Raw genomic sequence first — 22,407 nt, 5'->3', positions numbered from 1 at the left:
AAAGGACGCGTATGAGGAAGCAGGCGGCGCTGGCAGCTGCAGCGGTGAGCGTGGTGTTGGCAGGATGCTCGAGCTCGATTACAGAGCCGGCAGCTCCGGCGACCCCGATGACGCCAAGCCCGCGCGCCACCGCGAGTGAAGCACCCGCAACGCCCACGCCCGCCCCAGCACGCAACCCGTATGAGACCGGCGCCGAACGCGGCTGGGCAATCGAACCGTCGGCCGAACCGACCGCCGTCGTCTTTGACCGTCAATCCAGAACCGCGATTGCCGTCGTGCAAGGGCACGCCGGCACGACCCTCGAAGCATTCAACATCACGAGCAGCGGACGCACCGCGCCCGCGTGGACATACGACGTAGCCGACGGCGGGCTGGTTGGCGCGATCGACGCGGCGAGCGGGCGAGTCTACGTGCAAGTCGGCGCCAAACCAGACGACCTCGTGGTATTAAACGCGCGCACCGGCGCCGAACAGACACGCTGGACCCGCGCACACGTACTCGACCCGGACGTCCCCGCGCTCGTCGGCGCCTACGACACCGGCGGCGGCATCGCCAAACTCAGCCGCGACTCCATCCTCACCGCGATCATCAACGACGCCGGAGAAGCCATCAACGACGAACGACTCTTCATGTTCGACTCGTCCAGCGACGAGCTGACCATCGGCCACAACATCGTCAACACCAACCTCAGATCACGCGCCGGCAACGCATTCGTCACCTTCCCAGAACTCAGCGTGGTCTCCGGCGAAGAATGCTGGACGGTCAGCGACGGGATCGTGTGCATCGCCGCCGACTCCGGCAAGCACACCGTGGCCGAATACGACCCCCGCGGTGGCACACTCAAAGTGCACGACGTCGACGCCGGTGCTGCCGCCCTCACCTATCAGCCCGTAGCGTTCGACGCGGACGTGACCGCGAGCGAACTGGCAGAGGCGCTCGCGGACAAGGTTGGCGAGTCGGGTGGCGAGACTGCTGACGGCGAAACGGCGGGCGAGGCTGCTGACGGCGGCGAAGCTACGGGCGACGGTGAAGCTACGGGCGAGGCTGCGGGCGAAGAGAATGCTGAGCCGGATGGTGAGCCTGCAGGTGACGCGCCTGCCGAGCGGATCCCGGCAATATTGCATGATGGAACGTGGGTCACGGATCTACCGCAAGCGAGCGAAGGCGCTGAGGTTGTGCCGATCGAGCGGGGTGCACCGTTCGTGCTGGTCGGCAAGCAATTGGTGAACGCGGCCGTCGGTGAGGTGCTGACCGTGGACGGTTCGCCTGCTGAGCAGAGCGCTTTCCTCGTCGGATCGGGCCACAGCTTCGACATGTTCTTCGAATGGGACGGCGCCGCCCTGCACTACTTGGAGCCCGTGGGATAACGCCCACGCAGGGCAGAAAAGGAAAGGCACGCATGGAACTCACCGACTTCTCCTTCGAGTTTGAACGCAAGTTCTTAGTGCGCGAACTGCCCGAGGGCGTGGTCGAACACGGCGCCCCACAAGCGATCATCCAGGCTTACGTGTTCGCAGAGGCCGGCTATGCGATCCGGGTGCGCTTACAGTTCCGCGGCGTTGAACTCCCAACCGGGAGATTCGATCCCGCGCTCGACGAACTGGGGGCCTACGAACGCCGCCTGCTCGCCGAGCTTATGAAGGAGGCGGGCGACGGCGTCGTCGCTACAATCGCAGTGAAATCGCCGTCGGTCAACGGTGAACGCTACGAAATGGAAACCGAACTCGACGCGGACGTGGCGGTACAGATCGTGCAGCGCGCGCCGCGGGTGATCGCGAAGACCAGGCACTCGCTGTGGTTCAACGAAGACGGCTGGGAATTCGACGTTTTCGCAGGGCAAAATGCGGGGCTCATCGTTGCCGAGATCGAACGACTCGGGCCGGTTGTGGACCTTGCGATCCCCAACTTTTGCGTGACCGAAGTGACCGCCGACCCGCGCTTCACCAACGACTCACTCTCAAAACAACCCTGGCAACACTGGGACGTGCTTTACATGAACGAGCTCGCCCAACGCGGCCCGTTCTTCATGGACCTGCGCGGCACGGACTAGCCGCGGCTAACAACCGGGCCGTGAGCATGGCCGGGCTGTGAGCATGGCCGGGCCAAAAGCCGGAAAGCCGCGAACCCAGGACAAACCGGGCGAGGCTTCCACCTGCAGGCGGACGGCGCCCGAAAAAACGCAAGGGATAATAACCGCATGGTTACCTCGCAGAAGGCACACGCTGTTGCGCCGCAAATCCTCATCGCACTGGGCCTTGCGCTCATCGTGCTCGTAGGAATGACAATGGCGGTAGCTGAGCCAGAAAACGATAGCGAGGCAGCAGAGCAGATCACCTACCGAAACCACGACATCGCCGGCATAAGCGCCTACGAATCCGCCTATGTAGGCGACAGCGTCAACACGGTAGAACTGCTCTACTCGTTGCCGCTCGGCGAACGAATCGAACGGGTGGAGATTCACGAAACAGATGTGGTCGTGACTCTCTTGGACGCTCCCAACATCGACCAGTTCGCCGAGCGTGACGACGCACTATATTCCGCAATCGCGTTCATGGCCTCAGTAGACAATGCGACGTCCGTGACTTACGAGAGTCCCGACTACGAATACAGTGTGAGTCGAAACGACGTGGAAGACAGGTTCAACGCACCACTCAGCGGGCTGCTCGACTCCCCAGACGACTGGCGGCGCGTACGCACATTGGTACCGATCGAATCCGACTCCTTAGTCTCTTGACGTGCGGATTCAGACAGGCTGATGTGTGGCTTTGCGGGCGGGTCGCGCGTGGTGTTGCTCGCGGGTGGTGTGCGGCTTTGCTGGCGGCTGGTGTGCCAGCGAAAATGACCGTTTGACCAGTGAGAATAATTCTCTTGAACTTTTGATCAAACCCAGAATCCGTGTTGACACCCGCGCGCGATTGGGTAGGATAAGTACCAGCTTGCGCGCCAGGTCAGTGATCTGAGCGGCGCTGGCAGGGTCCTTCCAGATTGACAACTGAGGTGAGCGGTTTTCAATCAATTCCCCTGCCTTAACTGGCTGGTACGAGGTGTTTGCTGTCCTCTCGTACCAGCCAGTTCCTTTTGCTGTGGGTCGGTTGGCCGGAAACTTTTCGCGCTCAGGCGGGTTATCTTCGTATATGCCAAGATCGCCGGCTATAGCGTGAAAAGTTTCCGGTAATCGGCTTGCATGCGCCTCGCGGGAGTGGATTTATCGGGCGTATTGGGTATCTTTGGCGCCCGGTGCGAACTTTTCCTTCGCGGGGTTCGGTGCAGCCCGCACGTGCACACTGTTCCCGGGGTACTTGTTTCGTTCCGGGGGTACCAAATCCGGCGATTTGTCTACCCCGCGAAGCAAACATGTACCCCCGGAATGCGCGGATGAGAGAACAGGTCGGTTAACCTTGGCGCACCTAACGGATTAATCCGTTAGTGAGTAGTGGATTAATCCGTTAGCTTGGGGTGGAGTAATCCGTTAGGCTTGGGTTGTGAGCAAGCATTACATCCCCAGAATTGTCGACGCCGAACTGCGGCGAGCTGCTGAAACCGCCGGTGCCGTCGTCGTTCGTGGAGCGCGAGCCTGCGGGAAAACTGAGTCCGCTCGCCAGATCGCGGCCTCCGAACTGCGCCTTGACTCTCAAGACCCGGTGGCAATGCTCGCCCGTACCCAGCCCGAGGTTGCGCTTGCCGGGAAAACCCCGCGGCTCCTCGACGAGTGGCAAGTCGCGCCCGGCTTGTGGAATGCGGTACGCCACGCCGTTGACGATAGGCGCGAGCCTGGGCAGTTCATCCTTGCTGGATCAGCTAGTCCAGACGACGATCCAAGCCGGCACTCCGGCGCGGGCCGCTTTCGCCGCGTTCGCATGCGAACCATGACTCTGAGTGAAAGCGGGCATTCGACGGGCGCGGTCTCCCTTGCATCGCTATTGCAAGGTGACATTCCACCCCTCGAAAGTAGCGACATCAGTTTCCCCGATCTTGTTAGTCGGATCGTCAGCGGTGGATGGCCAGGTTGGATTACCGCCGACGAACAGCCGGCACAAGCCATGGCTCATTCATACATTGAAGACATCGCTGAACACGATTTTCCAGCTGTTGCCGGAGCAAGGCGCGATCCACGCAGAATCCTCGCTTATCTCACCGCGGTTGCTGCTCTGACTGCGCAACCCGTAACCAACGCGGCCATTGTGCGGCGGATGCGAGAGGAGGCGATCGGCCCGGTTGGCGAGGCGGCCGTGCCGCAACTCCATGACTTCGCAGAACGCATGTTTCTTGTGGAAGAGCAGCACGCATGGGCGCCTAAGCTGCGCTCTCGCCAGCCTCTCGTGCAAATGCCGAAAAGACATTTGGCAGACCCTTCGCTGGCCGCAGCCCTTCTCAACGCAACCTCGGACCGGCTTATGGGCGAGCTTGAAACTCTTGGTTTCCTCTTCGAATCACAAGTCGTGCACGACCTGCGGGTATACGCGCAGGCAAACAGCGCCCGCGGCGTATTCCATCTTCGCGACGCCAAAGGGCGCGACGAAATCGATGTGATAGTCGAAGGTGAATCCGGCCAGTGGCTTGCTATTGAAGTAAAGCTCGCCATGAGTGATCCGAACTCGGACGTCATCGAGGCGGCTGCGCAGAACCTGCGGCGCGTGTGCGCAAAGATTGAGCGCCCGCCTGTGGCCATGATCGTCATGACGTCTACCGGGATCACCTACCGGCGTGACGACGGCGTGCTCGTTGTTCCGTTGACGGTGCTTGGGCCTTAGATTTCTTGGGCCCTAGATAACGCTCCTGCGCGGTGGAGCTCATGAGTGAGGGTATTCGAGTTTTTGTTCCGGGGGTACCTGTTTCGTTCCGGGGGTACCAAATCCGGCGATTTGTCTACCCCGCGAAGCAAACATGTACCCCCGGAACGCGCGGAGGTTCAGCGGAACGCGCGGAGGTCCAGCGCGGCGCGCCCGGGTAGACTTGCCACATGCAGGAACTCGGAATCTCGGCCATCCACCCGGAAGCGCCCGCCATGTTTTCGGCAGCGGCCATCATGCGCGCACCCGTCAACCTTGACGAGACGATCGGCCAACTCGCCGCGCTATGGGGTGAGACCATCGATCCGGTCTGGGAGCAGGCCGACTCGGCCGACCCCAACTCGCGCATCCTGCACTTCGAGATCGACGGCGTCCACGTGCTCCTCACACCGGTCAACCACGGGCTCACCCTGGAAAAAGGCCAGCTGCCCCTGCACCGTTTCCACGTGGCAGCCAGCTTCTTCGCGCCAGAGGACCAGGCCGACGAAGGCCGCATCGCAGGTGAAAGTGCGAACAATCCGGTACGTGAGCTGCGGCGTCGTCATCGAATGGTCTCCGCACACGTGGTCTACACCGAAGTCATGGACGCGCTCATGCGCGAACCCGCGGCGATCGGCGTGTATCGCGACGAGCTGGGCGTGCTCATGCCGCCAACCATGGTGACGCAGCTGTCGGACATGTTGCGCCACGGCCAGGCGCCGCTGCCGCTGTGGATAAACGTGCGCGTCCACAAACACGACCTCACGAACGGGCGAACGCTCGGCCTACCCACGTTTGGCCACCTTGACCTGCAGATTCGCGAATCCACGAGGTCGGACGAAGACGTGTACAACCTGCTGATGAACGTGGCGAACTATATCGTCACGGGTGATACGTTCCTGCTGCCCGGGCAGAGCCTGGGATACGCGGATGGGGAGGCGCTCGCGATGTCGCAGGAGATTTCGTCGGCCGACGGCGCTACGGTGATCCGCCTCGACTACTGAGTGAAAGAGAGGGCAAGTTTCCACAATGTGCGAGCGTCACAGCCCTCCGCTTTGTGCCAGCCGCCACCACTAGATATAGTGGTGCAAGAAAAAATGACCCGAAAATATAGGATGTGACAGCACCCGTGGCACTCGTAACCATTGGCGGCATGATCGGAGTCGGGAAGACGACGGCGGCCCGCCTCATCTCAGATCATCTCTACGCCCCTCTCCACCTTGAAAGCGTGGAAGGCAACGAGATTCTTGAAAAGTTTTACACGGCCACGCCGGAGGAGGAGCAGGCCAAACGCTATCCGTTCCTGCTTCAGCTGACGTTCCTCAACTCACGCTACACGGATATCAAGCGCGCGCTCGTCAATCGGCATGCCGTGCTCGACCGGTCGATTTATGAGGATTGGTACTTTGCTCGGGTGAATACGGACATGGGTCGGATCTCCGAACTGGAGTTTTCGATTTACGAATCCCTGCTTGCGAACATGATGGAAGAGCTCGAGTTCTTCCCGAAGAAAGCGCCGGACCTGTTCGTGTTCTTGCACGCGGAGTTCGACACGATTCTGAAGCGCATTGCCACCCGCGGCCGGGATTTCGAACAGGACGAATCGCAGCTGTCCTACTTCCGCCAGCTGTGGGAGGGCTACCGGGATTGGGTGGACACGAAATATAAGGAGTCGCCGGTGCTCATCTTCGACACCGACCGCTACGACCTTTCCGTCCCCGAACATCAGCAGTATTTGCTGGAGCTTGTTGACGCCGAGTTGGAACGCCAGCGTACGCAGGAAAGTTAGCACGACGACGTCGTTCGGCCGTCCGCGCACGTCGTGCTAGTATCCGAGTGGGCGTTTGAGTGATCGGCGCCCCGCCGCGTTCACACCGTGAGCGCAGGCGCGCCGGGTAGTGGCAGTGCCCGGCGGGGTTCACGCACGGCGACTTCCGTCCTTTTCCCGTGCGATCTCGAAAGGACATCATGACTGCCACATCTTCCCGGGAAAGCACTGCCCCGGCCTACGCTCCGATCCGCCGCGGTTATTACGATTATTTCGCGGTTTTCTTCGTCGCGTTCTTATTGCTGTCGAATATCGGGGCGACCAAGCTGATCCAGATCGGCCCGCTAACTTTTGACGGCGGGGCCGTGCTTTTCCCGCTGACCTACGTGATCGGTGACGTGCTCTCGGAGGTCTACGGATTCCGGGCCGCGAAGCGGGCGATCCTCATGGGCTTCGTGGTCTCCGTGGTCGCGTCCGTGACGTTTTGGCTGATCATCGCGCTGCCCGCTCATCCTGACTACACCTCCCAGGCCGCCTTCGAGGAAGTCTTGGGTGTGGTGTGGCGGTTCGTGGCGGCGTCGCTCGCGGGATATCTGGTCGGCCAGCTGCTCAACGCCAAGGTGCTCACCTCTATTAAAGAGCGGTGGGGTGAGCGGCATTTGTGGGCGCGGCTCGTCGGCTCGACGGTGGTGGGCGAGGCTGCTGATACCGCGATTTTCTGCGTCGTCGCCTGGACCGGCGTGATGGGGTGGGGCGTGATCGCGAACTTGGCCGTCGTCGGCTTCGCCTACAAGGTGGCCGTGGAAATCCTGCTGTTGCCCGTCACGTATGCGGTGATCAACTGGGTGAAGCGCCGCGAGCCGGACTACCACGCCGCGTTGCCCCAACCAGCGGGCGAGCCCCAAACCGCCAATCAGCCCACGAAGTGAAAGGACATAAGCTAGCACCATGACGTTCACACTCGGCACTCGCCTCGATGGCCAGCTCGGCCGCACCGGCACGATCCACACCCCGCACGGCGACATCCACACCCCGGCGTTTATTCCCGTGGGCACCAAGGCCACGGTCAAGGGCGTCACGCCCGAGCAGGTGGGTGAGGTGGGTGCGCAGGCCGTGCTTGCGAATGCCTATCACCTTTATTTGCAGCCGGGCTCCGACGTCGTCGATGCGGCTGGTGGGCTGGGCGCGTTCATGAATTGGCCCGGCCCCACCTACACTGATTCGGGTGGGTTTCAGGTGATGAGTCTGGGGTCGGGGTTTAAGAAGGTGCTGTCGGAGGAGTTTTCGGGCAAGCGTGTTGCCGACGACGCCGTGGCGGCCGGCAAGGAGCGGCTGGCGAATGTGGACGACGACGGCGTGTGGTTCCGTTCCCACCTCAACGGGGATTTGCATCGGTTTACGCCGGAGGTGTCGATGCGGATCCAGCACGAGCTGGGTGCGGACATTATTTTTGCGTTCGATGAGCTGACGACGTTGATGAACTCGCGCGCCTATCAAGAAGAGGCGTTGGAGCGGACGAGGTTGTGGGCGGAGCGTTGCTTGGTGGCGCATAAGCAGCTGACGGAAGAGCGTGTGGATAAGCCCTATCAGCAGTTGTTTGGCGTGATTCAGGGCGCCCAGTATGAGGATCTGCGGCGGAAGGCGGCTCGCGATCTCGGGGCGATGGAGGTGGACGGCCAGCGCTTCGACGGTTTCGGGATCGGCGGAGCCTTGGAGAAGGAGAATCTGGCGACCATCGTCGGGTGGGTGTGTGAGGAGCTGCCGGAGGGTCGGGCTCGGCACATGCTCGGCATTTCGGAGCCGGATGATTTCTTTGCCTGCATCGAGAATGGGGCGGATACGTTTGATTGTGTGAATCCGTCGCGGGTGGCGCGTAACGCTGCGATTTATTCGCCGGACGGGCGGTTTAACGTGACGCGGGCAGAGTTTAAGCGTGACTTTTCGCCGCTGGTCGAGGGCTGCGAGTGCTACACGTGTACGCATTACACGAAGGCCTACATGCATCACCTGTTTAAGGCGAAGGAAATCCTCTCGGCCACACTGGCCACCATTCACAACGAGTACTTTACGGTCAAGCTCGTGGACGGCATTCGTGCAGCGATTGAGGACGGCACGTACTGGGAGTTCAAGGCCGAGGTGCTGGGCAGGTTCTACGCGGGCAAGTAGCCGCCGCTCTACCGGTTGGCCTCGAGCGTGAGCAGACCGCGGAAACGGTCGATGAAGTCTTGCAGCCGCTTGATGATGCGGGCGCGTTTTTCTGCACGTCCGCTGTCGGGTTGGAAGCGCGAGACGGGTGGCATGACCTCGGTGACCGCGGTGCCTTCCAATGGGATGTCAGTGTTGTCACGGAAAATGTTCTCGGTCAGCGTGCGAGCCTGGGCGGGCCGCAGGTTTTCTGCTGCGATGATCGCATCAAGTTCGCTGTCGAACTGCTGGCGAATATAGCTCTGCCACTCTTCGTCGATCTCGGAGTCGGCGTTGATGCGCGCAAGGAACTCTTCGATGAGGTCGCGCTTGTTGCGCAGGGTTGGGCTGGCGTTGATGGCGCGTTCGATGTCGGCCCGGATTTCCTTGTCGGCAAAGCTTCCGTGTTGTTCGATGTGCTGTTTGACGAGCATGAGGATGTAGTCGACGTTCACCTCAACTTGTTTGGCGAGTTCGATTTCGAACACGACGTCGTCGGCAATCGACTCCTTGTCGCCCTGCGAGCGACGGCGGAACTCGTCGTAAAGGTCGAGGTAATGGCTCTTGTAGTCTTGGATTTGGCGAGGGTCGAGGAGTTGCGAGCCCGCGAACTCGGGGAACGAGTCCAGGATGTTGATGAGCCGTAGGATGGCTCCGAACAGGCCGACGAACTGCTTTTGGTTGTCTTCGCCTTCGATACGCCCGCCGAGGGGAAATCGTTCGAGTAGTTCGGCTACTTTGGCCTCGTATTCGCCGTAGTACTCGGCGTATGGCTTGAGTAGGACGATACCGGCGGCGTCTTTGTTGCCGAACAGGGCAAGCGCGGCGTTGGTTTCTTCTTCGAGGTTCCGGTAGCAGACGATGTTGCCGTATGTTTTCACGGAGTTGAGGATCCGGTTGGTGCGGCTGAAGGCTTGGATGAGTCCGTGTTGGCGGAGGTTTTTGTCAACCCACAGCGTGTTGAGCGTGGTGGCGTCGAATCCTGTGAGGAACATGTTGACCACGATGAGGAGGTCGAGTTCCCGGTTCTTCATGCGTAGGGAGACGTCTTTGTAGTAGTTTTCGAATCCTTGCCCGTGGGTGGAAAACGAGGTCTTGAACTCGGTGTTGTAGTCCTGGATGGCATCTTCGAGGAAGTCTCGGGAGGCGGCGTCGAGTCCGTCTGCGGTGAGTGCTTCTTCGCCGAGCAGGCCGTCGGGTTGCGCCTCGTTGGGATTGTAGGAATAGATGAGTGCGACTTTGAGTTTCCTGTCGGATGGGAAGTCGTCGGTGGCCTGGGGTCGCGTGAACGCGTTGTAGTACGCCTTGGCTGCTTGGATGGAGGCTGTGGCGAGGATCGAGTTGAAGCCGCGTAACCGTTGGCCGGAGTGGCTGTAGCTGGCGGAGCGTTTGGTTTTGATGTCGAAGTTGTCCCGAATGTGTTCGGTGATCATCTGGATACGCTCGGGGTTGAGGAGCGCGGTTTCGGTTTCGATGCCGGATACTTGCTGGTCGGGCGTGGTTGGGTTGTCTTTGATCGTGTTGACGTAGTCGATCCTGAAGGGCAGCACGTTCCTGTCGTTGATAGCGTCCACAATCGTGTAGGTGTGGAGCTTGTCGCCGAAGGCTTGGGCTGTGGTGCGTAGGTTGACGTTCTTCCCGCTTCCGGCGTTTTCGGCGAAGATCGGCGTGCCGGTGAATCCGAACAGGTGGTATTTTTTGAACGCTTTGGTGATGGACACGTGCATGTCGCCAAATTGGGAGCGGTGACATTCGTCGAAGATGATGACGAAGTGTTTGGTGAACGCGGGATGTTTCGGGTTTTGTTTGATGAAGATCGCCAGTTTTTGGATCGTGGTGATGATGATTTTCGACGTCGTGTCCTCGATCTGGCGTTTGAGTTCGGCGGTGGACGTGTTGGAGTTGGCGGCGCCTTTTTGGAAGCGGTCGTATTCGGCCATGGTCTGGTAGTCGAGGTCTTTACGGTCGACGACGAAGAGCACCTTGTCGACTGTGCCGAGCTGCGTGGCTAGTTGGGCTGTTTTAAAACTGGTGAGCGTTTTGCCGGAGCCGGTGGTGTGCCAGATGTATCCGCCGGCTGCGAGCGTGCCGTATTGCTTTTGGTTGGTGGATGTTTCGATGCGGTTGATGATGCGTTCTGCGGCGACGATCTGGTAGGGGCGCATGACCATGAGCGTGCGCTGGGTGTTAAAAATGCAGTATTTGGTGAGGATGTTGAGGATTGTGTGTTTGGCGAAGAAGGTTTTGGCGAAGTCGATGAGGTCGGTGATGGGTTGGTTGGCGCCGTCGGCCCACCATTGGGTGAAGGCGAAGCTGTTGGAGGTTTTCTTGGCGTTGGGTTTGTTGCCGTTTTCGCGGATGACGAGGTCGCGGGTGGTGTTGGAGTAGTACTTGGTGAGGGTGCCGTTGCTGATGACGAAGATTTGGATGTATTCGTAGAGTCCGGAGCCGGCCCAGAAGGAGTCGCGCTGGTAGCGGTTGATCTGGTTGAAGGCTTCGCGCAGTGGCACGCCTCGGCGTTTGAGTTCGACGTGGATCATGGGTAGGCCGTTGACGAGGATCGTCACGTCGTAACGGTTGTCATAGTTTCCGGTGGTTTCGTACTGGTTGAGTACTTGCAGCCGGTTGGCGTGGATGTGTGTTTTGTTGAGGAGGAGGATGTTTTTGGTGCTGCCGTCGTCGCGGGTGAGGAGTTGGATGTGGCCGTCTTCTTGTATTTTGGCGGTTTTCTCTACGATGCCTTCGTTTTGGTTGGCGATGACGGTAGTGAAGAAGCGTTGCCATTCGGTGTCTGTGAACTGGAAGTTGTTGAGCGCTTCGATTTGGGTGCGGACGTTTGCGATGAGGTCGGCTTCGCTGGTGATGTGGAGGCGTTCGTAGGCTTGTTTTTCGAGTTGGGTGATGAAGGCGCGTTCGAGGTCGGCTTCGGATTGGTAGTCGACGTGCCGTTCGGCATCACGTTCATAGGTGGCGACGACGGTCGCCTGGTCGCTGACCGCTACGGGCAAGTATCCGTAGGCCGAGTTGGGTTCGTTCATGATGTTGCGTCCTCCTTGAGCTCGGGGAAGGTGAGGAGCTTATCTCGATAGTACTCGTACTGTTTGCGCCGGGCCTCGATCTCGGCGGGTAGGCCGGAGCTGATGTCGTTGACGAGGGCGTCGAACTTGTCGAGGATCGCGACGATGCGCTCCTGCTCCTCAAGCGGCGGGACTGGGATTTTCACGCGCTCAAGTCTCTTTACAGATAAGCCGGGCTGAGCTGATTTCGTGGCATATTGATTGAGGTTGAGATGAGTTAACAGGTGGTACGCCCAATGTATGCTGATCATGTCGTTGTCTTTTGGTCTCGTGACGACAGCATGCTCCGTAGCAAAAAATGGGCCAGAAGAACGGGCAATATTCCCACAGAGAGCACCTTGTCGACCGATGAAAATGGCAGGTTCTGTATCGCTTGGCGTGGATACGTAACCGCGGATCCCATTTCCTCCGAAACACGGAATAGGTGTTGCCGCAGAGTGTGTGGCACTAATTTGGTTCGCCTTGATTGCTTTACCGGCTGCCATTTGAAAAGTGCTACCCAAGGTCGCCCACCTGATCGGCCCCCCCTCAGGTGGGAAGGTGAGAAGCGCGTCGCGGTAATACTCGTATTGCCTGCGGCGCGCTTCCAGCTCCGCTTCCAGCTCCGCTTCCAGCTCCGCTTCGAGCGCAGTAAACGAGTCAAGAATCCCAACGATTCTTTCACGCACCGATTTGGGTGGCCAGGGAACTCTGATCTTCGAGAATTTGGAAATCCAGTGACGCTCATGGTTGCTCGGCTGATAATTGAGACTCTGAAGAACGTAGTAAATAAATTTCAACGAGAGTGGAGATCCGTCCCTAGCCGTTATCAACTTCATAGCTGATGATTTTGCTTTAAACCGAAAATCAACCCATTTTGAAGCGGTAGTGAAATCGTCGAATATGACGACTGGATTCTTATCAGATGCCGGGTAGATTCCGTCTTCTTCATCTGTATATCCCAAGATAAACGTCCGGCCGGCTGTTAACACCGGAGTAGTGTAAGAATCGTCGTAATTGGTAGACGAAACCAGAAACTTTGTAGGTTGCTGGTAATTTGCAAGTTCGCCCAGCGGTACATATTGCACCCCGTCTGGACAGAGTTTGTCGACGAGCTTTTCTACCGAGTTCATTCCTTCTCCACCTGCTTTTGAGCCGCTTTAATTGTGTCGAGATACGCGCGCTCCACCGGCGTCGGTTCGTCAGCTATCGACTCTCGATACTTGGCTAGTTCGGCCTTTGCATACGCATCCGCCTGAGCCTTAGTTCGCTTTCCGGCGTTCTCAAGCACAGGAGCGTCCATGGCAACCAACATATTGTCCAAATGAACGAGCCAGTCCTCCATGCGAGTCACCTGATGCATTTGCGCACGCAATTCGGCTGCATCGAAATACGCCGATACTATGAGGTTCAACCGAGAAAGCTCCTCCTCTGAAAGGTAGTTCTTAGCTACAGTCACGTCGGAGGATTTCGGCTGGTGCCCCTTGAAGCTTGTCAAACCCATGAACGGTTGAGTCGCGTCGGCACGTTCAAAAATAAGCTCTGCAGCGGTATGCCCGTGCGCGGCAAAATGTAGTTTATTCTGCACGGTTGCGAAGAACTCACGGCTAACCTCAGCCTTCGGATCGTAATCCACGCTCGTGGCATATAGATCTAGGACTTGCTGGTAGAGCCGACGCTCACTCGAGCGGATATCACGTATCCGTTCGAGGAGCTCTCGCCAATACGCATCCGGACCGGAGGCCATCCGGGCGTCGTCCATCGTGAAACCTTTAATGATGTACTCCCGTAAGACCGCAGTAGCCCACTGTCGAAAACGAGTACCAGCAAGCGACTTAACCCGATATCCGACCGAGATAATCACGTCAAGGTTGTAATGTGTTATGTCGCGTTCAACTACGCGAGACCCCTCTTGACGAACTGTTCGGAAATCCCGAACAGTTGCTTCACGCTCGAGTTCCCCTTCCTCGAAAACATGACTGATATGCTCGCTCACATTGGATTTTGATGTCTGGAAAAGCTCGACCATCTGGGCCTGCGACAACCACACCGTCTCGTCCTCAAGTCGCACCTGCAGCTGCGTCACCCCGGACTCGTCTTGATAAAAGACAAGCTCACTTCCCGTGCTCATTCCTTCTCCACCTGCTCACCATCGGCGCCTTCGAGGTCGCGGACGATCTCATCAATCTGAGCTCGCAGCTGCGCCTGGCGGATCACGATCTTCTCAATCTCCGCATTGAGCTCGGCAATATCGATGATCTCGGTGGTGTCCTCGGGCTCCACATAGCTCGTCACCGACAAGTTATATTGATTCTCCCCGATCTCCGTGTTGTCAACCACGGTGGCAAAATGCTCCACATCCTCACGAGCAGTAAACGTGGCAAGAATCTTCTCTTGATCCTCCGGACGCAACACATTCTTATTCCCACTCCGGGTGAACAAAGCAGAAGCATCGATGAACAGCACGTCGTTCTCCGGCTTCGACTTCTTCAGCACGATAATGCACGTGGCGATAGTCGTGCCAAAAAAGAGGTCCGCTGGAAGCTGGATGACGGTGTCGACGTAATTATTCTCAATCAAATACTTACGAATCTTCTGCTCCGCCCCGCCACGATACAGAACGCCCGGGAACTCAACTATCGCTGCCGTGCCATCCACAGCCAACCAATGCAAGATATGCATCGTAAACGCCAAATCCGCCTTCGACTTCGGCGCAAGCACACCGGCAGGAGAATAACGCGGATCATTAATCAACAGCGGGTTCGCATCCCCCTCCCACCTCGTGGAATACGGCGGATTCGAAACGATCGCCTCAAACGGTTCGTCATCCCAATGCGCGGGCTCAATCAGCGTGTCGCCATTAGCGATTGAGAAGTGGTTGAAGTTGATGTCGTGCAAGAACATGTTAATCCTGCACAGGTTGTACGTGGTCAGGTTGATCTCCTGACCAAAGAAGCCACCACGCACGTTCTCCTTACCCAGGATCGACGCGAACTTCAGGAGCAGGGAACCTGAACCACACGCAGGATCGTAGACCTTGTTGACTTGTGTCTTGCCCACAACCGTCAGCTTCGCGAGTAGCTCCGAGACTTCAGGCGGCGTGAAGAACTCTCCGCCCGACTTACCAGCGCTCGAGGCGTACATGGTCATCAGGAACTCGTAGGCGTCACCGAACGCGTCAATCTCATGGGTGTCCGCACTGCCAAGCGGAAGATCGCCGATCGCGTCAAGAATTTGCACGAGCTTCTTATTCCGCCCCACAACCGTAGACCCCAGCTTCGGGCTATTCACGTCAACATCCGCGAACAGCCCTTTCAGATCATCCTCCGACGCCGTGCCCGTGGCAGACCCTTCGATGTCACGGAACACCGCTGCCAGAGTCTCGTTCAGATTCTCCTCTTCACCGGCATGTGCACGTGCACGCACGTTCTCGAACAACTCCGACGGCAGAATAAAGAAGCCCTTTTCGGCGACCGTCTCGGCACGACCCACCTCAGCCAGCTCGTCCGGCAGCTTCGCGTAATCGAAATCAGGATTACCTGCTTTTCGTTCCTGCTCGTTCAAATAATTCGTCAAGTTCTCCGAGATGAACCGATAAAACAGGAAACCCAAAACATAGGCCTTGAAATCCCAGCCGTCCACCGTTCCGCGCAAATCATTTGCTATCCGCCAGATCGTCTTATGCAGCTCGGCGCGCTGGGCCGTCGTCGTCGAAGGAGTCATGCCAACAGTATGGCACACGCCTCCGACAGAAAAATCGAAGACTGCTCGCAGTGAAGTAACCGGCGAACGCCGCTACTCTCGCCGGCCGGCGCGCTCAGCAAGAGCGTCGAGCGCCGCCAACGGAGCCGGGGCGATCCAGTAGCTCCCCTTCTTGTAGGCGTTCTTCTTCTCGACGATGCCTAGCGATTCAAGCCGCTTCATATGAGGGTAAATGTTAGTCGGAGAGATCCCTATCTGCTCTGCGAGCAGGCCCGCAGTTGCAACCGGAAAGGTAAGCAATGCATCGATGAGATCCCATGCGCGGGCGTCCCGCCTGATCTTGGCGGTGACGAGCCGATGCTCCCAGTCAGAATGCACCGCCTGCAGCTCAGATACAAGGCGGCGTGAATTTTCAACGGCGCGTAGCGACGCATGCGCGAACGCCTCGAGGATAGGCGCGATGTCGCCTTCACGGTAAGAATCGAGTGCGCTGTGATAGTGATCTAGGTTTGCAAGAAGTCCGGCAGACACGGGTATCGCAACACTGCGGGTCACCCCTCTGTGGCGAAGAAGCGCCTGAACGAGTGCTCGCCCAGTCCGGCCGTTACCATCCGTGAATGGATGGATAGTTTCAAACTGTGCGTGGGCAAGTGCCGCCAGCGTCAACGCCGGAATATCACTACGTTCCATGAACAGTTCTAAGTCCGCAATAAGACCAGGCACGCGTTCAGGCGTTGGTGCCACGTAGTCGGCGCCAACCGGAGACAGCGACGACGTTCCTATCCACACCATGTCTTGACGCCACGTCCCGGTCGACTCGTCTGGAAGAAGAGCGCTGTGCATCGCAAGAATCGCGTGCGCATCCGGCTTGCCAGCCAACTCCAGCGCTGCTTCCATCGCGCGGGTGTTCCCCACGATAACTCGCGAGTTGCGTGACGTGGCAAGATCCAACTCGGCAGCCAGCACGTTACGTGCGCTCGCCGTGAGGTTCTCAATACGTGAAGATGAACTGGCCTCTGACCGCAGGAGGAGCGGGCCAAACCCATGCAGGTGATGACCATGTTCAGCGTCAAAGCGAGACAGTTCCAACGTCGCAGACTCCAAAAGCTGCGCGAGGTTATCGTCGATGGCAGGGGTAGCCTGCGCAATCTCTGCGGGAATCGCCGAGGTGTAACGAGCGCGCGAGCGTGCTAGTTCTTGCGAGCGCGGAATCCACGACGTCGGCCCCTGCCACGTTTGTTCCTCGTAACTAACTAGCGGCCAGCTCATACACACCTCCCTCGCTGATTATGACTTAAACGCTAAGTCATAATCTATCCGGCAGCAGATTATGAGTTCAAGAGTCGGCGCAGCTTCTCGCGTGATGTCGCGAGTCTTCGTTTCGGCGTTAGCGGACAAAATGTAAGTCTAATGGCGTGGCATATCGGGTGTTTGATGCGGGGATACCTGGCCATGTCCGCGTAACACATGACCAGGCGTAATCTCATTGCGAAAAAGCATGAAAACGGCCGTTTTCTCATGTGTTACGCGGAGTGTGCCCAGTACAAGCCCCGTCGTGGGCTCTCTCGTTTTCTCGACATTGTGGGGTTTCGCGCCGCCTGCTCCGCCATCAATCTTGGCGCGTCTCTTTCCCGAAGTTCGAGATCGCAAAGCAGCTCTCGATATAGACTTTTCCCATAAAATCCAAGGTCGATGACGATCGAGGGCGAGGTGATCTGAACCGTGGGCGTCGTTGAACTAGTGTTCTGCCTGTTGAACGGAGTAGTTATGGTTGGAGGCGGCGCCTTTGTGATCGTTATCGGACGGCGAATGAGGAAAGACCAAATTCGCCCTAACGAATTGATGGGGACGCGGACGCCATACGCGATGGAATCCGAAGAGAATTGGTACCGAGTTCAGAGAGCCACAGCAACGCCGGCTCTCCTGATGGGATGCGCAATTCTCGCCGCGGGGGTTATTGCCTCCATTGGCGCAGTTGTAGAGTATGTTGATCCTCGTTATAAGGTTTCGTTCGATTCTTTAGTGTTTTCTATGGCGACATGCGTGGTCGCCATCATCTTGTTCTGGGTTCGCTATTTTCGGGCAAAAAGAGCTTTTGATTCTGACGAAAAAGGTCGAGCTAGTTAGGCGCAGCTTACCGAGTACAAGCCCCGGCAGCCACTGATTATGACTCCAAAAGACGGCGCACCGTTTCGCCCTAGAACTGGCGGTCGGTGGCACCCTTCAGCGCGAGCAGCGTGTCATCATCGGGGAAACCGGTGATCGTGTAGCGCGGCGGCCACACGTTCGTATCGTCAGAAAAACCGGCCGGCCACAGTTCACGTGCCACGTGCGTGCGCACCGTAATATTCACAGGCGTAACATCCTCCCACGGATGCGGGGACGGCCGGCGCGTGAACGTGACGAAGTCCGTCTTCGGGATCGTGCCGTGGTCGTTGCTGGCATCCCACGTGGTCACAGACACGCGCTCCCCGCTCGTCAACCGCCGAATATCGAACGAGGTCACGGCCCCCACGTGCGGCCACTGCGAGATGACGTCGAGCTGGGCGCGATAAATCTTTTGCCGGTAGTGGTTGCGCAGGTTCGCCAGCACGTCGGCAAGGCGCGACCCGGGGAAGGGCTGCCATTCGAGCCACCCATCCTCGGCCACCGTGTGCGGAAGCGGATAGACGACGTCGCTCGCATCCCGCTGATCAAGCAAAAACTCAAAGAAATCAGTCAAATGCGGGTCGTCGGCAAATACGATGTACAGCTTGGACCTCGACGCCGGCACGAACAGCGGAATGTCGTCGGGCCGGTGTTCGGAAATCCGCTCGGCGATATGCATGGTCATCTCAACGTCCACGAACCACGACACCTCGTAGTTCGCCGGCTGCAAGAACGACATGACGCGCGCGCCCGCAATCTCGGTCACCTCAATCTCGACGCTCTGACTCCTGCGCCCAGCCGCCTGCCGCAGCCTGTTAACCGCCTCGGACACCACTTCGCCGATGTCCGCATCGGAATCCTCGAGCTGCGAATAGTAGATCGGCTCGATCGTATCCGGATAGTCGTGCGCGATACCCACGGCAAGAAAATCCGTGATCGGCAAGTAGACCATCGAGTCAGAACCGCGATGCGAGGCCAAAAAATAGTCGGCCGCCCGCACGATCGGGAAAATGGGCGCCTCGCCCTGGTCCTGAGGCTGCCCGACGCCGGATTCGCTTCCAGACTCGCCGCCGCCTTCGCCCGTCCGTTCTCCGCCGCTTTCCTCATCTCGGCCACCAGACGAGTCCGCCGGTTTGTTTGCGACGACGCCGTCCCCCGGCTCGTCGGCGGCCTCCAGCACGCGTGATTCTTCGGCTTGCTCCACGCCGACGTCGATCAGGCGATCCAGCAACACCGTGCGCTGCTCAAGTGGGGCGTCCGACTTGATGAGGGCACCCGGGCGGAAGCGGAATGCTCGCCCGTCGGGAAGCAGCACGTCAAGCCATTCGCCGCTGGCGCTCACAAACGCGCCTTCCAACTTCGGATGCTTCACGGCCTGCTCAAGTGCCCAGTCGATAAACGTCATGGCGCAATTGTTTCAAAGGTAGGTGGTGGAAAGAAACCAAATGTGAGCACTATGGCCATGGCGGTGGCCAAGGCGTAGGCTAGAACGGTATCGACAGCGAGGTTTTCATGTTTAAGCTTTCGGAAGGTTCACTCAAGAACCGCGCGTTTGTTGCGCTTGTGTCCATTGTTATTGCCGTGCTCGGAACGTTCTGTGTGGGGTTGCTTCGCCAAGAGCTCATCCCGCGCATCGAGCTGCCAGTGATCAATGTGCTCACGGTGAGCCCGGGAGCAACCTCGGAGCAGATGCGTGACCGCGTGTCGATCCCCGTCGAACAGCGCGTGATGACGATTCCGGAGGTGGCGAACACGACTACCCGTTCGTCGTCGTCGGTCTCCTTCGTCACCATCGAACTGGACTACGGAACCGACGTCGCCCGGGCGGCAAACCGCGTGGAACTTGCGATTAACCGGGCCGATGAGAACTTCCCCGAGAACGCCGATTACCAGGTGATTGCGGGCGGAAGTTCGGATATTCCGCTGGCGTATGTGGCGATCACGTCGGAGGGAACGCCGTTGGAGACGGCGGAGCGGATCCGCAACACGGTCATGCCCGAGCTGGAAAAGATTAGCGGCGTCGCTTCGGCCGAGCTCATCGCCGCTCCGGAACAAAACATTTCCATCACGCTGAACGCCGAGCGTGTGGCCGAGCTGGGGATCAGCCCGGACGCCATCGAAAAGGCGCTCGACGACAACGGGCTATCGGTCCCCGTGGGCACGCTCGTCGAGGGCGGGCAGGCCAAGGACGTCACGGTCGGCAACCAACTCGACTCCATCGAAGCGCTGCGCGCAATTCCCATCGTCGCCGGCGACACCGAGGCCGGTCAGCCAGCCACCGTCTACCCGCTATCCGAGATCGCCCAAGTGGAGTTCACCGACGGCGCTCGCGACATGGTCGGGCGCATCGACGGCGAAGACGCCATCGCGATCGTCATCTTCCCCACCGCAAACGCGAACATTGTGGACACCTCCGCCGAGGTAGGCGACGCGCTGGACAGGCTCGCGCCGTCCGTGGGCGGCAACACCGAATTCACCATGCTGTTCGACCAGGCGCCCTACATCACCGGCTCGATTGAGTCGCTCGCGCAAGAAGGCCTGCTCGGCCTCATCTTCGCGGTGCTCGTGATCCTCGTGTTCCTCTTCTCAGTGCGCTCCACACTGGTCACGGCGATCTCGATCCCGCTCTCGCTGCTCGCCGGATTCATCGGCATGTACGTGGGCGGATACTCGCTCAACATGCTCACGCTCGCCGCGCTCACCCTGTCGATCGGGCGCGTGGTGGACGACTCTATCGTCGTCATCGAAAACATTAAACGCCACCTGGATTACGGGAAGGATAAGCGCGACGCCGTGCTCGACGGCGTACGAGAAGTCTCCTCGGCGATCACCGCCTCGACGATCGTGTCCTTCATCGTGTTCGTGCCGATCGGCCTGGTGCCCGGGCTCGTGGGCGAACTGTTCCGCCCATTCGCGTTCACTGTGGTGATTGCGCTCGCGGCGTCGCTGCTCGTGGCACTAACGATTGTGCCCGTGCTCGCCTACTGGTTCTTGAAGCCGGCGAAGGCAGCGCTCGTTGCCCAGCGCACCGGTGAGCTCGAGGAATATCAGCAGGTGGCCCGGCGCAAAGAGGAACGCTACTGGTTGCGCCGCGCCTACGAACCCGTACTGCGCGGCACGCAAAAACGCCCGGTGGTCACGCTGCTGGTGGCACTCGTGATCCTCGGGGCGTCGGTGGCGATGTTCCCGCTACTCAAGATCAACCTGCTGGGCAGCGCAAACCAGGGCTCGATCTCGCTCACCCAAGAGGTGGAGCCGGGCTCGTCCACGCAGGCGCAGGTGGAGGCCGCCGCCGAGGTGGAGCAGGCGCTGAGCGAGGTGCCGGGCACGAACACGATCGGCACGCTGATCGGGGCGAACCCGATGACCGGCGTGCCGCAGATTTCCTATTTCGTGAGTATCGACGAGGACGCCGACGTCGACCAGATTACCGACGCGCTCCAGGCCGCCGGCGACGCGGTGGCAGGCGAGGGTGCGCTGACGACCTCGACGGAAGGGATGCTCGGAAGCGGCACGATTGACGTCAACATTACGGCCCCCGATCCGCAGTCTTTGGCGCAGGCTACGGACGACGTGCAGGCGGCGCTCGCCGAGTTAGCTGAGGTCAAGGCGGTGGAACACAACCTTGCCGCCGAGGCTCCGGCCGTGCAGGTCACCGTGGATCGCGACGCCGTGGCAGCGGTGGGGCTGACGGAGAACGACGTCGTCGGCATGATCGCCGCCCAAATGGTGGAGCCGGAAATCGGCACGATCGCGATTGACAACGTGGATACGGCGATCAAACTGTCGATCAACGACCCGGTGACGAGCGTGGACGAGCTGCGCGCGATGACGATCATGGGCCAGCCGATCGCGGCGTTCGCACAGATCGAGGAGGTCGGCTCGATTCCGACCATCGTCACGATTAACGGGCAGACGACGGCGACGGTATCGGCAACGCCCGTTGCCACGGATAACCTGGGCGAGGCGAGTGCGGCGGTGGAGCGAGCGCTGGCCGACGTGGACTTGCCGGACGGCGCGGTGACGATCGTGGGAGGTTCAGCGGAGCAGCTGGCCGAATCCTTCGAACAGCTCATCTACGCGATTGCCGCGGCCATTCTGCTCATCTACGTGGTGCTCGTGTGGATTTTCAAGTCGCTCGTGCAACCCGCGTTGCTGCTGGTGGCAATCCCGTTCGCGGCCATCGGCTCCTTCGGCGCGCTGCTGCTCACGGATACGCCGCTCGACCTGTCGGCGATGATCGGCCTGCTCATGCTCACCGGCATCGTGGTGACCAACGCGGTGGTGCTCGTAGACCTCATGAACCAGTACCGCGAGCGCGGCTACGAACTCGGCGAGGCGGTGCATGCGGGTGCGATGCGCAGGGTGCGGCCGGTGGTCATGACGTCGCTGGCAACCATTGCAGCGATGACCCCGATGGCGCTCGGCGTATCATCGGCAACCGGGTTCATCTCCACGCCGCTGGCGATCACGGTGATCGGCGGACTTATAACGTCGACGCTGCTCACGCTCGTTCTGCTGCCTGTGCTGTACCGCCTGGTCGAAGGCGCGAAGGAGCGGGCGGCTGCCCGGCGCGCGGCGAAGGTCGAGGCGATGGTGGCCGCCGAGGTCGCGAAGGATGCGGACGCCGTCGTTGACGGGGATGCGGACGTCGTCGTTGACGGGGATGCGGACGCCGTCGTTGACGGGGATGCGGACGTCGTCGTTGACGGGGATGCGGGCGCTGACGGGGTGAAAGATAGCGACGCCACCCAAGACGAAGATCGCTAAGATTGCCCGG

At 59.4% G+C, this 22,407-nt stretch carries 16 protein-coding genes; 10 read left to right on the top strand and 6 right to left on the bottom strand.

Annotated elements, in window-relative coordinates:
• The first annotated feature begins 11 nt into the window (after positions 1–11).
• The 8 genes from EL234_RS04950 (at position 12) to tgt (ending at position 8,703) form a co-directional block, all read left to right on the top strand.
• Positions 12–1,367, top strand: coding sequence for a prolipoprotein diacylglyceryl transferase (locus EL234_RS04950; RefSeq protein WP_126416425.1), 1,356 nt, complete (start codon positions 12–14; stop codon positions 1,365–1,367).
• A 32-nt stretch (positions 1,368–1,399) separates the two neighbouring features.
• A complete protein-coding gene (locus EL234_RS04945; protein WP_126416424.1) occupies positions 1,400–2,050 on the top strand; it encodes a CYTH domain-containing protein in 651 nt (216 codons plus the stop codon).
• A gap of 147 nt (positions 2,051–2,197) precedes the next feature.
• Complete coding sequence (locus tag EL234_RS04940) at positions 2,198–2,734, top strand: DUF4825 domain-containing protein (RefSeq protein ID WP_126416423.1); 537 nt, start codon at positions 2,198–2,200, stop codon at positions 2,732–2,734.
• Positions 2,735–3,482: 748 nt separating this feature from the next.
• Positions 3,483–4,751, top strand: coding sequence for an ATP-binding protein (locus tag EL234_RS04935; RefSeq protein WP_126416422.1), 1,269 nt, complete (start codon positions 3,483–3,485; stop codon positions 4,749–4,751).
• Positions 4,752–4,960: 209 nt separating this feature from the next.
• Positions 4,961–5,773: a DUF4261 domain-containing protein gene (locus tag EL234_RS04930; protein WP_126416421.1), complete on the top strand. Its 813-nt coding sequence runs from the start codon at positions 4,961–4,963 to the stop codon at positions 5,771–5,773.
• A gap of 113 nt (positions 5,774–5,886) precedes the next feature.
• Entirely contained in the window at positions 5,887–6,558 is a 672-nt protein-coding gene (locus tag EL234_RS04925; RefSeq protein ID WP_241968935.1) for a deoxynucleoside kinase, read from the top strand.
• Between the two features lie 179 nt (positions 6,559–6,737).
• Positions 6,738–7,466, top strand: coding sequence for a queuosine precursor transporter (locus tag EL234_RS04920; protein WP_126416420.1), 729 nt, complete (start codon positions 6,738–6,740; stop codon positions 7,464–7,466).
• Between the two features lie 19 nt (positions 7,467–7,485).
• Entirely contained in the window at positions 7,486–8,703 is a 1,218-nt protein-coding gene (tgt, locus tag EL234_RS04915; protein WP_126416419.1) for a tRNA guanosine(34) transglycosylase Tgt, read from the top strand.
• Between the two features lie 8 nt (positions 8,704–8,711).
• Here tgt and EL234_RS04910 read toward each other — a convergent pair whose 3' ends face one another.
• From EL234_RS04910 to EL234_RS04890, 5 genes are all read right to left on the bottom strand, one after another.
• The gene (locus EL234_RS04910; protein WP_126416418.1) at positions 8,712–11,759 is read right to left on the bottom strand and encodes a type I restriction endonuclease subunit R; all 3,048 of its coding nucleotides are present in this window, start codon (positions 11,757–11,759) and stop codon (positions 8,712–8,714) included.
• A complete protein-coding gene (locus EL234_RS04905) occupies positions 11,756–12,910 on the bottom strand; it encodes a restriction endonuclease subunit S (protein WP_126416417.1) in 1,155 nt (384 codons plus the stop codon). The genes EL234_RS04910 and EL234_RS04905 overlap by 4 nt, the downstream gene beginning before the upstream one ends.
• Positions 12,907–13,908, bottom strand: a complete 1,002-nt coding sequence (locus EL234_RS04900) for a virulence RhuM family protein (RefSeq protein ID WP_126416416.1) — start codon at positions 13,906–13,908, stop codon at positions 12,907–12,909. The genes EL234_RS04905 and EL234_RS04900 overlap by 4 nt, the downstream gene beginning before the upstream one ends.
• Positions 13,905–15,500 (bottom strand): type I restriction-modification system subunit M, encoded by a 1,596-nt coding sequence (locus EL234_RS04895; protein WP_126416415.1) that lies wholly within the window; start codon positions 15,498–15,500, stop codon positions 13,905–13,907. The genes EL234_RS04900 and EL234_RS04895 overlap by 4 nt, the downstream gene beginning before the upstream one ends.
• A 72-nt stretch (positions 15,501–15,572) precedes the next feature.
• Positions 15,573–16,748, bottom strand: coding sequence for a Fic family protein (locus EL234_RS04890; protein ID WP_126416414.1), 1,176 nt, complete (start codon positions 16,746–16,748; stop codon positions 15,573–15,575).
• A gap of 453 nt (positions 16,749–17,201) precedes the next feature.
• Here EL234_RS04890 and EL234_RS04885 point away from each other — a divergent pair, with 453 nt between their 5' ends.
• Positions 17,202–17,606, top strand: a complete 405-nt coding sequence (locus EL234_RS04885) for an SdpI family protein (protein ID WP_126416413.1) — start codon at positions 17,202–17,204, stop codon at positions 17,604–17,606.
• 70 nt (positions 17,607–17,676) lie between these two features.
• Here EL234_RS04885 and EL234_RS04880 read toward each other — a convergent pair whose 3' ends face one another.
• A complete protein-coding gene (locus EL234_RS04880) occupies positions 17,677–19,032 on the bottom strand; it encodes a hypothetical protein (RefSeq protein WP_126416412.1) in 1,356 nt (451 codons plus the stop codon).
• A 107-nt stretch (positions 19,033–19,139) separates the two neighbouring features.
• Here EL234_RS04880 and EL234_RS04875 point away from each other — a divergent pair, with 107 nt between their 5' ends.
• Positions 19,140–22,397, top strand: coding sequence for an efflux RND transporter permease subunit (locus tag EL234_RS04875; RefSeq protein WP_126416411.1), 3,258 nt, complete (start codon positions 19,140–19,142; stop codon positions 22,395–22,397).
• Positions 22,398–22,407 lie beyond the last annotated feature (10 nt).

Source organism: Trueperella bialowiezensis (assembly GCF_900637955.1).
GTDB classification, from domain to species: domain Bacteria; phylum Actinomycetota; class Actinomycetes; order Actinomycetales; family Actinomycetaceae; genus Trueperella; species Trueperella bialowiezensis.
Note: the sequence above shows the minus strand (reverse complement) of the source record. Positions and strands in the feature narration are given on the sequence as shown.

What these genes read in the sequence shown, in the direction of transcription:
- EL234_RS04950 (WP_126416425.1), top strand. Translation starts at nt 12, where the DNA reads ATGAGGAAGCAGGCGGCGCTGGCAGCTGCAGCGGTGAGCGTGGTGTTG.
- EL234_RS04945 (WP_126416424.1), top strand. Translation starts at nt 1,400, where the DNA reads ATGGAACTCACCGACTTCTCCTTCGAGTTTGAACGCAAGTTCTTAGTG.
- EL234_RS04940 (WP_126416423.1), top strand. Translation starts at nt 2,198, where the DNA reads ATGGTTACCTCGCAGAAGGCACACGCTGTTGCGCCGCAAATCCTCATC.
- EL234_RS04930 (WP_126416421.1), top strand. Translation starts at nt 4,961, where the DNA reads ATGCAGGAACTCGGAATCTCGGCCATCCACCCGGAAGCGCCCGCCATG.
- EL234_RS04920 (WP_126416420.1), top strand. Translation starts at nt 6,738, where the DNA reads ATGACTGCCACATCTTCCCGGGAAAGCACTGCCCCGGCCTACGCTCCG.
- tgt (WP_126416419.1), top strand. Translation starts at nt 7,486, where the DNA reads ATGACGTTCACACTCGGCACTCGCCTCGATGGCCAGCTCGGCCGCACC.
- EL234_RS04910 (WP_126416418.1), bottom strand. Translation starts at nt 11,759, where the DNA reads ATGAACGAACCCAACTCGGCCTACGGATACTTGCCCGTAGCGGTCAGC.
- EL234_RS04905 (WP_126416417.1), bottom strand. Translation starts at nt 12,910, where the DNA reads ATGAACTCGGTAGAAAAGCTCGTCGACAAACTCTGTCCAGACGGGGTG.
- EL234_RS04900 (WP_126416416.1), bottom strand. Translation starts at nt 13,908, where the DNA reads ATGAGCACGGGAAGTGAGCTTGTCTTTTATCAAGACGAGTCCGGGGTG.
- EL234_RS04895 (WP_126416415.1), bottom strand. Translation starts at nt 15,500, where the DNA reads ATGACTCCTTCGACGACGACGGCCCAGCGCGCCGAGCTGCATAAGACG.
- EL234_RS04890 (WP_126416414.1), bottom strand. Translation starts at nt 16,748, where the DNA reads ATGAGCTGGCCGCTAGTTAGTTACGAGGAACAAACGTGGCAGGGGCCG.
- EL234_RS04880 (WP_126416412.1), bottom strand. Translation starts at nt 19,032, where the DNA reads ATGACGTTTATCGACTGGGCACTTGAGCAGGCCGTGAAGCATCCGAAG.
- EL234_RS04875 (WP_126416411.1), top strand. Translation starts at nt 19,140, where the DNA reads ATGTTTAAGCTTTCGGAAGGTTCACTCAAGAACCGCGCGTTTGTTGCG.